Source organism: Rhodobacter capsulatus, assembly GCF_005144475.1.
In the GTDB taxonomy this organism is placed as follows: Bacteria; Pseudomonadota; Alphaproteobacteria; order Rhodobacterales; family Rhodobacteraceae; genus Rhodobacter; species Rhodobacter capsulatus_C.
Genome location: NZ_SWJZ01000100.1, coordinates 1 through 12,889, shown reverse-complemented (window position 1 = coordinate 12,889; position 12,889 = coordinate 1). Strand labels below are relative to the sequence as shown.

9 protein-coding genes and 2 pseudogenes are annotated in these 12,889 nt (G+C 66.1%); 6 read left to right on the top strand and 5 right to left on the bottom strand.

Annotated elements, in window-relative coordinates:
- Positions 1 to 9: 9 nt before the first annotated feature.
- From FBT96_RS17850 to FBT96_RS17830, 5 genes are read right to left on the bottom strand one after another with little or no spacing between them, the layout of a single operon-like run.
- Positions 10 to 1,677: an alkaline phosphatase family protein gene (locus FBT96_RS17850; RefSeq protein ID WP_136909058.1), complete on the bottom strand. Its 1,668-nt coding sequence runs from the start codon at positions 1,675 to 1,677 to the stop codon at positions 10 to 12.
- On the bottom strand, positions 1,674 to 2,435 hold the full coding sequence (locus FBT96_RS17845) for an ABC transporter permease (protein WP_136909056.1): 762 nt from the start codon (positions 2,433 to 2,435) through the stop codon (positions 1,674 to 1,676). Before FBT96_RS17845 ends, FBT96_RS17850 begins: the two co-directional genes overlap by 4 nt.
- Positions 2,432 to 3,196: an ABC transporter permease gene (locus tag FBT96_RS17840; RefSeq protein ID WP_136909054.1), complete on the bottom strand. Its 765-nt coding sequence runs from the start codon at positions 3,194 to 3,196 to the stop codon at positions 2,432 to 2,434. The genes FBT96_RS17845 and FBT96_RS17840 overlap by 4 nt, the downstream gene beginning before the upstream one ends.
- A complete protein-coding gene (locus FBT96_RS17835) occupies positions 3,193 to 3,981 on the bottom strand; it encodes an ABC transporter ATP-binding protein (RefSeq protein WP_136909052.1) in 789 nt (262 codons plus the stop codon). Before FBT96_RS17835 ends, FBT96_RS17840 begins: the two co-directional genes overlap by 4 nt.
- A 4-nt stretch (positions 3,982 to 3,985) precedes the next feature.
- The gene (locus FBT96_RS17830) at positions 3,986 to 4,969 is read right to left on the bottom strand and encodes an ABC transporter substrate-binding protein (RefSeq protein ID WP_169583575.1); all 984 of its coding nucleotides are present in this window, start codon (positions 4,967 to 4,969) and stop codon (positions 3,986 to 3,988) included.
- Between the two features lie 530 nt (positions 4,970 to 5,499).
- Between FBT96_RS17830 and FBT96_RS17825 the strand changes: the two genes are divergently transcribed.
- The 6 genes and pseudogenes from FBT96_RS17825 to FBT96_RS17805 all read left to right on the top strand — a co-directional run.
- Positions 5,500 to 6,927 carry an APC family permease gene (locus FBT96_RS17825; protein WP_169583573.1) on the top strand — a complete coding sequence of 476 codons (1,428 nt, stop codon included), beginning with the start codon at positions 5,500 to 5,502 and terminating at the stop codon, positions 6,925 to 6,927.
- 6 nt (positions 6,928 to 6,933) lie between these two features.
- Positions 6,934 to 8,322, top strand: coding sequence for an aminotransferase family protein (locus tag FBT96_RS17820; protein WP_136909046.1), 1,389 nt, complete (start codon positions 6,934 to 6,936; stop codon positions 8,320 to 8,322).
- A complete protein-coding gene (locus FBT96_RS17815) occupies positions 8,319 to 10,379 on the top strand; it encodes an AAA family ATPase (protein ID WP_136909044.1) in 2,061 nt (686 codons plus the stop codon). Before FBT96_RS17820 ends, FBT96_RS17815 begins: the two co-directional genes overlap by 4 nt.
- A gap of 1,160 nt (positions 10,380 to 11,539) precedes the next feature.
- Positions 11,540 to 11,926: pseudogene (locus tag FBT96_RS21495) on the top strand (recombinase family protein); the annotation flags it as partial.
- Between the two features lie 90 nt (positions 11,927 to 12,016).
- Positions 12,017 to 12,649 carry a recombinase family protein gene (locus FBT96_RS21490; protein WP_283234947.1) on the top strand — a complete coding sequence of 211 codons (633 nt, stop codon included), beginning with the start codon at positions 12,017 to 12,019 and terminating at the stop codon, positions 12,647 to 12,649.
- Between the two features lies 1 nt (position 12,650).
- Positions 12,651 to 12,889 (top strand): annotated as a pseudogene (locus tag FBT96_RS17805) (recombinase family protein); the annotation flags it as partial.

Below are 12,889 nucleotides of genomic sequence, written 5' to 3'. Positions count from 1 at the left end.
GAGGCGGCCTCATCTCCCGGCCCGCGCCGCCCGCCATGCCGCCCGCTTGGTGCTCTCGGCCTCCAGCTCGGCCTCGTCCCAGTAGCCGATCAAAATCCCCGGATCGAGCAGCGGATCGAAGGCCTCGGCGGCCGCGTCGCCATCACTGAACCACCCGTCACTGACGGTGATGCGGTTCGCCGCGCCGCGATACCAGTCAAGCAGCGCCGCCGTCAGCCGTGCAATCGTCTCGGCCTGCGCGGGATCGGCGCCCAGATCGGTCAGCTCGCCCGGGTCGGTGTCCAGATCGAACAGGATCGGCCGGAACCCCGGTGCGGTGATCAGCTTGAAGCGGCCATCGGTGATCATCACCAGCCGACAATCGCGCACCTTCGTGCCAAGGCGGCGGCGCACGCCATCGACGGCGTAATCATATTCGCTGACCGCATGGGCGCGCAAAGGCCCCGGCGCACTGGCGCGGGTGAGGGACAAAAGCGAATGACCCTCCAGCACATGCGGCTTCGGCGCGCCCCCGAACCAGTCGAGGAAGGTGGGCGCGAGGTCGATCAGTTCGACCAGATCGCGGTTGACCGTGCCGCGCGTCGCATCGGCGGCGGGCGCGGGATCGACCACGATCAGCGGCACTTTCGCCGACACATCATGGAAGAGCTGCTTTTCGCCCAGCCAGTGATCGCCCAGATAATCGCCATGATCGGCGGTGAACACGATCAGCGTGCTGTCGCGCAGGCCCTTGTCGTCCAGAAACCGCAGCAGACGGCCGACCTCGTCATCAATCTGCGCAATGAGACCCATATAGGCCGGGATCACCCTTTCGCGGACCTCGTCGCGCGCGAAGCTTTGCGCATAGCGTTCCTGTTGAAAGGCGCGGAAGATCGGATGCGCGGCCTCAGTCTGCTCGGCGTCGGAACGGACCGCCGGTTTCACATCCGTTGGCCCGTAAAGCGCATGATAGGGCGCAGGCGCGATATAGGGCCAATGCGGCTTGATGAAGGACAGATGCAGGCACCAGGGCTGGCCCGCCGCCGCCGCGCCCTCGATGAAATCGATCGCGCGCGCGGTCATGTAAGCGGTTTCGGAATGCTCGGCGGGAATGCGGGCGGGCTTGTCGCCATGCACCAGAAGCCAGCCGTTCAAGGTTTCGCCCTGCGCGCCTTCGGCAGAATTCGCCCAGTATTCCCACGGGTTCTCGGCGTCAAAGCCCTGCGCGCGCAGATACGTGTCATAGGCGGGCGCCGGATCGTATCCGCCATCGGGGTGCAGCCCGTCGTCGCGCTCGTAAGGCTCGAAACCGCATTGCGCGGCCCGCACGCCGATCTCTGACGCCGGGTCGATGCCCAGCCGCGCCAGCCCCGCGCGGTCGGCCACCATATGCGTCTTGCCCACCAGCACGTTGCGTACGCCGATCTCGGCCAGATGATCGCCCAGCGTCGGCTCGCCTGCCCGCAGGGGAACACCGTTCTGCGTCGAGCCATGCGAGCGCATGTAGCGCCCGGTGTAGGTGCTCATCCGCGACGGGCCGCAAATGGGCGATTGCGCATAGGCACGGTCAAACCGCACGCCCTGCGCGGCCAGCGCGTCGATATTGGGCGTGCGCAGCGTCGGATGCCCGGCGCAGGACAGATAATCGAAGCGCAACTGGTCGCACATGATGAAAAGCACGTTCTGCGTCGGGCTCATGCCTCTGTCTCCGCGGTTCGGGATTGGTAATGCCAGCCCAGCCAGCGCCGTTCGGACGCGGCGATGAGCCGGTTCAGGATCAGGCCCACGACCGAGATCAGCACGATCCCGGCAAGGCCCGCATCAAGGCGAAAGTTTTCCTGTTCGCGCTGCAGGTAGTTGCCGATGCCATTGCTCGAAAGCAGCATTTCCGAGGTGATCGAGACCAGAAGCGCCGCCGAAGCCGCCATGCGCGCGGCCACGGCCAGCATCGGCAGCGCCGAGGGCAGCGCGATCAGCCGCAGGGTTTCGAGCCTTGTCAGCCTCAAAGAGCGCCCGACGAGGCCCAGCATCGGATGCAGGTTGCGCGCGGCCTCGGCGGCATTGATCACCAGCGGAACGGCGGCGGCATAGGCGATGACAAGGATCTTTGCCAGATCGCCGGTCCCCGCAAACAGCATCACCACCGGCACCGTCGCGGGCGGCGGCAGGGTGGCGAGCATGGCGACCAGCGGCTCGCCCACGAAGGCCAGCGCACGGATGCGCCCCATCGCAAGCCCAAGCGGGATCATCGTCAGCGCGGCCAGCGCAAAGCCCGCGAAGGCGCGGCGCAGGGTGTGGCCGATTTCGCGGACGAGCCGCGGGCCATCTTCCCAAAGCGCCCCCACCACGTCGAGCGGACCGGGAAACAGCGGCGTCGTCTTGACCAGGGCCACGATCTGCCAGGCCAGCAGCGCGGCGATCAGCACAGTGGCGGGATGGAGGAAAAGACGCCTCATGCCGCCCTGCCCCGCTGCGCCAGATGCCAGCCCGCGACACTGCGGTAGACCGCGTTCACGGCCAGCCCCATTGCACTGCCCAGCAGTCCGACCGCGAACATCAACGCGAAAACCTCGGGGATGCGGATGGCGAAGGCCTTTTGAAACAACAAAAATCCGATGCCGTCGCGGCCGGTGATCATCTCGGAGACGATCACCGCAATCAGCGCGATGGTGGTGGCATAGCGCACCCCCGCCAGGATCTCGGGCATCGCGGCGGGCAGGCGGATGTGCCAAAGCAGGCCCAGCGGGCCAAAGCCCGCCATCCGCCCCACCGAGAGCAGCACCGGATGCGTCGCAGCCAGCGCCGAGACCGTGGCCAGATAGGGCGGCCAGATCGTCACCAGCACCACGACGAAGGCGTAAAGCTTCCAGCCAAGGCCCAGCGCGAAAACCGCCATCGGCACCACGGCGGCAGGCGGAACCGGTTGCAAGATCGCCGCCACCGTATCAAGGATGCGGCGCAGGCTGGGCGCCCCCGTGGCCGCAAGCCCCAGCCCGATGCCGATCAGATTGACCGCCACCGCCCCGAGGATCGCCCGCGATCCGGTGTCGAACAGGGTCTGCTGCATCTGGCCGCGGGCAATCATCGACAGGCCCGCCTGCACCACCGTGGCGATCGGCGGGAAATAGCGTTCGGGCACGAAAGCGGCCCAGACCACCGCCTGCCAAAGCGCCGCCAGAAGCGCAAGCGCAAGGGCCGGGCGCAGGACCGCGATCATGCCCCTGCCCCCTCGGGTCGCGCGGCGCGGATCAGCGTCAGGATCTCGTGCCGCGCCGCCAGATAATCGGGCCGCTCACGGGTGTCGATCTGGTCGCGCTCGCCCCCCAGCGCAAGCGGCACTTCGCGCAGGATCCGCGTCGGGCGGCGGCTGAGCACCAGCACCCGATCCGCCATGTAAACCGCCTCGTCGACGTCATGCGTGACCAGAAGGCAGGCTTGCCGGAACTTGCGCGCCAGCCTGCGCAGCAGATCCTGCAGATCGGCGCGGGTCTGCGCGTCGACGGCGGCCAGCGGTTCATCGAGCAAGAGAAGCGCGCTTTCCGCCGCCAGCGCCCGCGCGATCGCCACGCGCTGCTGCATGCCGCCCGAAAGCTGCCACGGGAAATGACCTTCAAACCCCGAGAGCCCCACCTCGGCCAGCAGGTCATCGGCGCGATCGCGCGCCGCGGCCCGCCCAAGGCCAAGCCGGCGCATCCCCAAAGTGACGTTCTCGCGCGCCGATTTCCACGGCAGAAGCGAGCGGGAATAATCCTGAAACACCACCGAAACCCCGCGCGGCGGCTCGGTCACGGGCTGACCGCGAAACCGCACCGTGCCCGACGACGGCGGCAACAACCCCGCCAGACACATCAAAAGCGTGGTCTTGCCGCAGCCCGAGGGGCCGACGATGGAGACGAATTCCTCGGGCGCGACAGAAAAGGAGATCTCTTTCAGGATCTCGACCGGATCGGGTCGGTCGGGGAAGACCCTGGCCAGCCCCACGGCCTCAAGCAAAGCCGTCATCGGCTCAGAGCTTCAGATCGATCGAAACATCCGCGGCCGCAAGCGGCGTCTTGAGGATGCCCGCCTTGACCAAGGCATCGAGGATCCGCTGCACCTCGCCGGGCTTCACGTCCACCTCGGGCTTGAGCACGGAATAATCGAGCGTTTTCGCCAGTTCCGGCGTCAGGTCGAGATATTTCACCGCCGCCTCTTCGACCAGCGTCCGGTTCGCCAGCAACTCGTCGCGCGCCTTCACCACCGCATGGGCGAAGGCCTTGGCGGTGTCCTCGTTTTCGGCCAGCCAGGCATCGGTGCCGATCACGCTGTCGGAAATCACCGGCTCCTTTTCATCGGCGAGCAGACCGCGCGCGATCACCTTGGCGCCAATCTCGGGGTTCGCCGAAATCGAGGCGTAGAAGGGCTGGATCGCGCAGCCCACGTCGATCGTGCCTTGTTCAAGCGCGGCTTCCTGCTGCGGGAAGGGCAGCACCACCACCTCTGCCGCGTCATAGGACAGGCCCGCCGCGGCCAGATGGTCGCGCCACGCCAATTCGCAGCCGGTGCCATTGCCGTTGATCGCGATCTTCTTGCCCTTCACATCGGCAAGCGCGGTCACGCCCGAGGCTTTCGAGGCGACAAGCCAGACATATTTGCGATCCGGGTCGGCCTCGTGGCCGAGCGTCAGGAACAGCTTCACCGGCACGCCCTGCGCGCGGGCATTGAGCGGCGGCACCGGGGCGGCATAGCCGATATCGGCCTCGCCCGAGGCCAGCGCCGCAATCACCGCCGGGCCGCCCTGCACCGGGATCAGATCGACATCAAGCCCCTCGGCGGCGAAATAGCCCTGATCTTGCGCACGAAAGACCGAGAGCAGCGTATCCGACAGAAGATAGGCGAAGCGCACCTTCTTCAGCTCTTCGGCCTGCGCGGGCAGCGCCAGAACCGCCGCAAGGACTGCGGCGGTCACAGTGGCGCCAAGACGGCGGCGGGTCAGTATCAAGCTCGGCATGAATCGCATCACATATATGATTTCATTTAACTTTTTATCTCACCCCCCCAAGACTGGGTCAAGAAAACAGCCCAGGCGAAGAAACCGGCGAAACGAACACCCGCTTCCAAACCCGCCGCCGGGAGGAGAAGGCTATTCCCCCGCCGCGCGGCCATTGCCGCCACCGTGCCATCCGCCCGCCTTGGCTTCGCAGCCCCCCCGACTCGTCGCCGGGAAGAAACCTTGCGCCTGGCGCGGGCGGCGCACCGCATTCCTTCTGCGCGGGCGCCGCGAAAGGCCAAGAATTATCCATTGAATCGGTCGTGATTTGCGGGCGAGGATGCAGCATCCGAAAAGTCACCCGTAGCGCCGAAAGAGGCCGAGATGTCGTTTGTGCCCCAGCCCTGGAAGGAGGTCACCGGTTTTGCCGGGTTTGCGATCATCCTTGCCTCGGTCAAGGGCGCGGCGGACCCGTGTAGATGGGCGGCAGCCTGAGGCTGTCGCCGCAACACCCGCCTTCCCCAACGACATTCCCAGCATGGACAGGACCCATGACCTCTCTCGAACGCTCTTCGGGCGCGCTGAAGCGTGACCATCTCTCCTTTCTCGACGTTGTCGCGCAGGCCGTCGGCACCATCGCCCCTTCGGGCACACCGGCTTTCGTGATCCTTGGCGTCTTCGCCACCGCAGGCAACGGCACCTGGCTGGCCTATCTCTTCGCCACGCTGGCGCTTCTGGTGCTTTCCTTCACCATCACCGCGTTTTCCAGCCGCTCGGCCTCGCCCGGGGCGCTTTACGCCTTTGCGGGGCAAGGCCTCGGGCCGTTCTGGGGCACGGTCGCGGGCTGGTCGCTCGTCATCGCCTATCTCTTCACCGCCGCGGCCGTGGTGGCGGGCTCGGTGAGCTATGCGCTTGAAGTGCTGCATCTGGCCTTTGGCGATTTTGACACCCACCTGCCCGCGGTGCTGCTGTCGGCGCTGGCGATCGGGCTAGCCTTCGCCATCGCCTGGCGCTCGATCCGGCTGTCGACCCGACTGTCGCTGACGCTCGAGGCGATCACCGTGGGCGCGGTGCTGATCGTTCTGGGCGTCGCGCTTTGGCAAGGCGCGGCGGGGGCTGATCCAGCGCAGCTGACGTTGCAGGGCGTGGAAAGCGAGGACCTGCGCCTTGGCCTTGTGCTCGCCTTCTTCTCTTTCGTGGGCTTTGAAAGCGCCACCGTGCTCGGCCACGAGGCGAAAGATCCGCTGCGGGTGATCCCGCGGTCCGTGATCACCACGGTGCTGGCGACCGGGCTGTTCTTCACCGTCTCGGCCTATGTGCTCGTCGCGGCCTTTCAGGGCGAGGTGACCGGCCTTGGCGGCATCGATGCGCCGCTGTCGGCGCTCGCCGCGCGGCTTGGCCTTGGCGTGCTGGGTCCGGTGATCGCGGCGGGGGTCTCGGCCAGTTTCTTCGCCTCGGCGCTCGCCTCGATCAATGCGGGGGCGCGGGTGATCTATCTGCTCTCGCGGCACGGCATCATCCACGGCCGTGCGGGCGATGCGCATGACGTGCATGAAACGCCCCATGTCGCGGTGGCGATCTCGGCCCTTGTCGTGGCTCTGCTGTCGCTGCCGCTGACGCTTGCGGGCAACGGGTTGCTCGACATCTTCGCCTGGCTCGGCACCATCGCCACGCTCGGCTTCCTTGCGGCCTATATCCTTGTCGCGATCGGCGCACCGGTGTTTCTGGCGCGGCGGGGCGAGCTGCGCCCGCATCACGTCGCAATTTCCGTCGCCTCGGTTGGCTTGCTGTCGCTGCCGCTGATCGGGCTGCTTTACCCGGTGCCGCCCGCGCCCTTCAACCTGCTGCCCTATGCCTTCCTCGGGCTTCTGGGCCTTGGGGTCGGGCATTTCCTCTGGCTGCGCTGGTCGAACCCCGACGTGCTGCGGCTGATCGAGGACGATCTCGAAACCGCCACCCAAGCCGTTCCGGCGGAGTGATCCGCCATGACCCATCCCTTTCTCAACCCTTCCGCAGCGGCGGAGACCCTCTCCGGCTGGCGCGACGCTGACCGCGCCCATCTCATCCATCCGCAACATCACCCCGTCGACCACGCCGCCCCGGTGCTTTGGGCGCGAGGTGAGGGCGCCTTTCTGATCGATGCCGAGGGGCGGCGGCTGATCGACGGCCTGTCCAGCATGTGGAACGTTCACCTCGGGCATGCCCGCCCGGAGCTGATCGCGGCAGCGACCGCGCAGCTGGAACGGCTCGCCTTTGCCAACACCTATGCCGGGGCCAGCCACGGCCCGGGCGTGGCCTTGGCCGAAAAACTCTCCGAGATCGCCCCCCCGGGGATCGAGGCGTTCTTCTTCACCACCTCGGGCAGCGAGGCCACCGAAACCTCGGTCCGCACTGCGCGCTGGTTCTGGCAATCCGTCGGGCAGCCGCGCAAGACCAAGATCATCTCGCGCGATTATTCCTATCACGGCTCGACCGGGGTGGCGGCGAGCGTGACCGGCGTGACCGAGTTCTCGCAGGGTTTCGGCCCACCGGCACCCGACATCCTGCACATCCCGTCGCCCTACCCCTACCGCTTCGAGGGCACGGGACAGGAGGCCGCTGATCTGCTGGAACAGGCCATCCTGCGCGAGGGGCCGGAGACCGTTGCCGCCTTCATCGCCGAACCGGTGCAGGGCGGCGGCGGCGGGGTGATCGTGCCGCAAGACGACTATTTCCCCCGCATCCGCGAAATCTGCGACCGCTACGATGTGCTTTTCATCGCCGACGAGGTGATCACCGGCTTTGGCCGCACCGGGCACTGGTTCGCGGTCGAGCAGTGGGGGGTGCGCCCCGACATCGTGCAATTCGCCAAGGGCATCACCTCGGGGTATATCCCCTTGGGCGGGATCGGGGTCAGCGGGCGGATCAAGGCCGCGCTCGACGCGGCCCCCCCCGCCAAGCGCTGGTGGCACGGCTTCACCGCCTCGGCCCATCCGGTCGCCTGCGCGGTGGCACTGGAAACCATCCGCATCCTTGAGGCGGAGGGGCTGGCAGAGCGTGCGGCACAACAGGGCAAGCATCTGCTTGGCCGGTTGCACGCCGGGCTTGCCGATCATCCGAACGTGGGCGACATCCGCGGCCTTGGCCTGCTTTTCGGCATCGAACTGGTCGCCGACCGCACCACGAAACGCCGCTTCGGCCCCGAGACGGATCTGGCACCACGCCTGCGCCGCGAGCTCTTCGCCCGCGGCCTCTCGACCCGGGTGCTCACCGACGTGATCTGCCTCGCGCCGCCGCTGACCACGCCAGACGCGGAGCTAGAGGCCATCGCCGACATCGTCATCGGCGCCATCCACGCCGTCCTTCCCGCCAACACACAAAGGAAAAAACCATGACCCGCGTCACCAAGGTCAATCTGGCCACCGCCACGCCCGAAATCCGCGCCTATCATGACGAGATCAGCAAGACCCATGCGCTGACCAACATGAAAGCGACGCTTCTGCGCTCGCCCGTGGCGCTCAAGGCCGTGCTCGAATGGTATGCGCTGTTCGATGCGGTCAAACCCTGGCTGGGCCAGCGCGAGGCGATCCTGTTCTGCTTTGCCATCTCGCGCGCCAATGCCTGCGAGCTGTGCACCACCTTCATGCGCCGCGCCATCGCGGGCTGGGGCGAGAACCCGGAAAAGCTGAACCTCGACGAACGCGAGCAGGTGATCTGGGATTACGGCACGCAGATCGCCAAGGATCCGAACCGGGTGTCCGATGCGCTCTTCGAGCGGCTGTCGGCCGAGTTCAACCCGACCCAGATCGTCGAGCTGACCACTTTCGGCGCGCTGATGATCGTCAACAACGTCTTCAACAGCGCGCTGCCGAGCGGCGTCGGCCTCGATCCCTCGCTCTCGGCGTGCGCGCCATTGCGGATCCAGATCGCACCGATTTCGACAGCGATCCTCTGCGCTTATTGGCGCGCGACGGCGGCTGATCTCACGGCTGAGCACCTCGCCGAGGCGGCAGCATTCCTGCCCCCAGATGGCCATCTCGCGGGCCTGCCCGAAGCCGTCATTTTGCACGCGTTGCGGGCGGACGATCCTGTCGCCGCGGCGCATCGACTTGCTGCGGCCTGCGCGCAGGCTCCGGGCGGCCCCTGCCTTTCGGACCTTTCGCCGTGCCCTGCCGTCGAGGCTGCGCGAGGCCTCATTGACGGGTTGCGCGCATGGCAATCTGGCGCGGCGAAGTGGAACGAGATCGAACACTCTGTCCTGTTTTTCGGCCCGCCCGGCACTGGCAAAACTTGGCTTGCACAAGCCATGGGCGCCGAGCCGGGCATTCGTTGCATTCAAGCGTCGTTTGCCGCATGGCAATCGGCCGGTCACCTCGGCCAGATGCTTGCCGCGATGCGGGAGTCTTTAGCTGCAGCCGTTGCCGCTCGTCCCTGCGTGTTATTTGTGGACGAGATCGACGCGGCGGGATCGCGCGATGACGTAGACTCGCAAAATGCCAGCTATCGCAGGCAAGTAGTCAACGGTTTTCTCGAGCAGCTCGACTTGCTCAACCGCTCAGAGGGCGTGCTCCTCGTGGGGGCGTGCAACAATCCCGATGCGCTTGACGCCGCGATCCGGCGGCCCGGTCGGTTCGATCGCACTATCGAGGTGCCTCTCCCTGATCGGCATGCGATTTTCTCAATGCTGATGGCAGCACTCGGATCGTATCTGTCTTCCGCCGAGATCGAGACGTTGGCGCGGCGCTGCACTGGAGCTAGCGCCGCGGCGGTCGACGCGATGATCCGCGCCGCGCGGTCCCGCGCGCGCGCCGCGGATCGAGACCTGACCATCGACGATATGCTCGCACATGCGCCCGGAGACGCCCCCGAGCCTGCGGTCGATTGGCGAGTTGCGGTGCATGAGTCGGGCCACGCGCTCGCAGCGACGGCGCTCAGCGTTGGGCGGGTCACGCGGATCGCGATCGCGGGCGCGGGCGGGCTGACGGAACGGACGCGGGCGCCCAGCCAAGCTCTGCTTGCTGATCTTGAACGCGAACTCGCGACGATGATGGCGGGGCGCGCTGCCGAGCGTTTGATCTTTGGCGACGTGAGTGCCGGCGCGGGCGGCGACGCGAGCTCGGATCTCGCACAAGCGACGCGGCTCGCCGCCGCGATCGAAGCGCAACTCGGCTTGGGCGAGACCGGCCCGGTCTGGCAAAGCGGAGACGATCTTCTACTGCTCCGATCCCCACAATTGTTTCCGCGCGTGTGCGCGCGCGTGGAGGCTGCGGAGGTACGGGCCCTTGAGACGCTGCGGCCCCATGTCGGAGCGGTTCGGGCGTTGGCCGCGCGCCTAGTCGTGGAGCGGGAGTTGACCGGCGAGGACCTGCGTCAGTCCCTTTTTCTGCCGATGACGCCATCGGGCGTTCCGCCGATCGCTCCCGCAGGTGAGGAGGACGCGCAATGGCCGTAACCGATCTGATCGCCGCCCTCGACGGGGCGTTGCGCGATGTCAGCCTCGGTATCGACCCCGAACAGCTTTACAGGTTACCGATCCTGGAGGACTGGATCTGCTTGAGAGATGGCCAGGTTCCCCGGGTCTGGGGCCGCTCGAACGAGACCGCGCCGACTGGCTTTCTGACCGACGCGGTGGTCCATATCGCTTGGGATTCGAGCACAATTCGAGCGGTAGAGGGCTGGTATCGGCTCGGAAGGCAGGACGACGGCCCCATCCGGCCAACTCCACCCTCTGCGCCACGCGCAATCCTCTCCGGGCCGACGTTCGCGATAGCGTGCGGGCGTTTGCGCAAAAGGTCGCATTGCTCATCGAGGGTCCGGAGTGACGGCGGGACACAGGCCCTGCTTCCCTTTTCCTCTTTTTTTCTCCTTTTCGAGCAGCGCCACGATGCCCCTTCTTTCCTATTCCCTTTCTCGTCTTCCTTTGCACCTAGCTTTCAGACCTTTTTCCTCTTTCGGTTTTTCATGGCGATTTGCGCCTCGCCTGCGGCGGCGGTCTTTTCCGCTGTCTTCTTTTTTGGAGTTTCTGGGCTGTCGCGACCGCGTCAGGCATGCCCGGCTGACGAGCGATGCTCCGGATTATCCGGATTTTCATGTCGCAAGCAGGGCGCGCCTGGGCGCCGGTCTATCTGTTTGGGAGTGATCGCAATGGGTCAAAGAATTTCCTGTGGAGAGTTCTCCGGATTTTCGGGGAGGTTTTCCACAATAATCGCAATGGGTTACTCGACGGGCCACGGCGAAGCGGTCGGCATCTCTGGTATACTGATCTCGAGGGCATCGGGGGCCACCCGGTGTCAGGGATCATCAATCAGCGAGCTGGCCGGGTTTATTCTGGCTTGGCCGGGAGCAACCTGTCGTGGCACGGGACCGGAGCAGGCATGTCGGTGGGAAGAAGGTCGCGGTGGAAGCTGCGGCCCCTGCCCTGCCGGTGTCGACCGCGCCGGATTCCTTGTCCATGAGTTGCCCCCCACATCCCGGCCTTGTCGCGCTGGCACGGCTTTTGGCGAGACAAGCTGCGCGCGAGGCGCGCGCGTGCGATATTGATGGCAGTTGACGGAGGTGAGCATGACGACTCGGACTGCCCCCCTGCGCGCGGCGATCTAGGCGCGGTATTCCTCGGATCTTCAGTCAGCGGCCTCGATCCCGGATCAGGTTCGACTGTGTCGACGCTTGTGCGAAGAGCGTGGCTGGACCGTCGTGGAGGTTTTCGCGGACGAGGCAATGAGCGGGGCCACGCAGCTTCGGGCCGGCTTTCAGCGCCTGCAACAGGCGGCGATGGCCGAGCAGTTCGATGTGCTGGTCGCCGAGGCGCTCGACCGGCTTTCGCGCGATCAGGAACATATTGCTGGGCTGCACAAGCGGATGCGGTTTCTCGGCGTGGACATCGTCACGAAGGCCGAGGGCGCGATCAGCGAGATGCATGTGGGTCTTGGCGGCACGATGTCTGCGCTCTTCTTGCGCAACTTGGCTGAGAAGACGCACCGCGGGCTTGAGGGGCGGGTCAAGGCAGGCAAATCGGCGGGAGGGCTGAGTTATGGCTACCGGCTTGACCGGCAGCCGCTGCCAGACGGGACCTACACCACAGGAGACCGGGTGATCGACGAGGCGGAGGCCGCGATCATTCGGCGGATTTTCACGGAATATGACCGGGGGCGCAGTGCGCGGGCGATCGCGATCGGCTTGAACCGCGATGGCATCCCCGCCCCGCGATCAGGCGGCAAGGGCACTTGGTCTTTTTCGACGATATCGGGCAACTGGAAGCGCGGCACGGGCATTCTCAACAACGAGCTGTATGTGGGCAAACTGGTCTGGAACCGGCAGCACTTCGTGAAGGATCCGGACAGCGGCAAACGTCAGGCACGGCCGAACCCGCCCGATGCTTGGATCATCGAAGACATCCCGGCCCTGCGCATCATCGAGGAGGAACTCTGGACACGGGTCAAACATCGGCAGGGCGCAATCCGCGAAGATATCCTGACCGAACGGGTAGCCAATCCCGACGGCCCCAAGATCGAACGTGGCCATCGCCCCCGCTATCTGCTGTCGGGGCTTCTGACCTGCGGCTGCTGCGGCTCGGGCTATATCATGATCAGCGATAGCCGCCTGGGCTGTGCTGCGGCACGGAACTCCGGGACCTGCGCCAATCGCAAGACGATCAAACGCACCGACGTCGAGGCGCGGGTTCTGGGCGGGTTGAGGACGCAGCTCATAGCTCATGCATCCTGACTTGATCCGGGAGTTCATCGCGGAGTTTCATCGGGAGATGGATAAAGAGCGGCGCGAGAGCGCGGCCGGCCGGGTCGAGGCGGAACGGGCCTTGGTCAAGATCACGAGAGAGATCGAGAACATCCTCACGGCGATCACAGAAGGGATGTTCCATCCGAGCATGAAGGCGAAGATGGATGCGCTGGAGGCGCAGAAGGCGGGGCTCGAGGCGAAGCTGGCCGCCCTGCCCGCGCCAAGCCC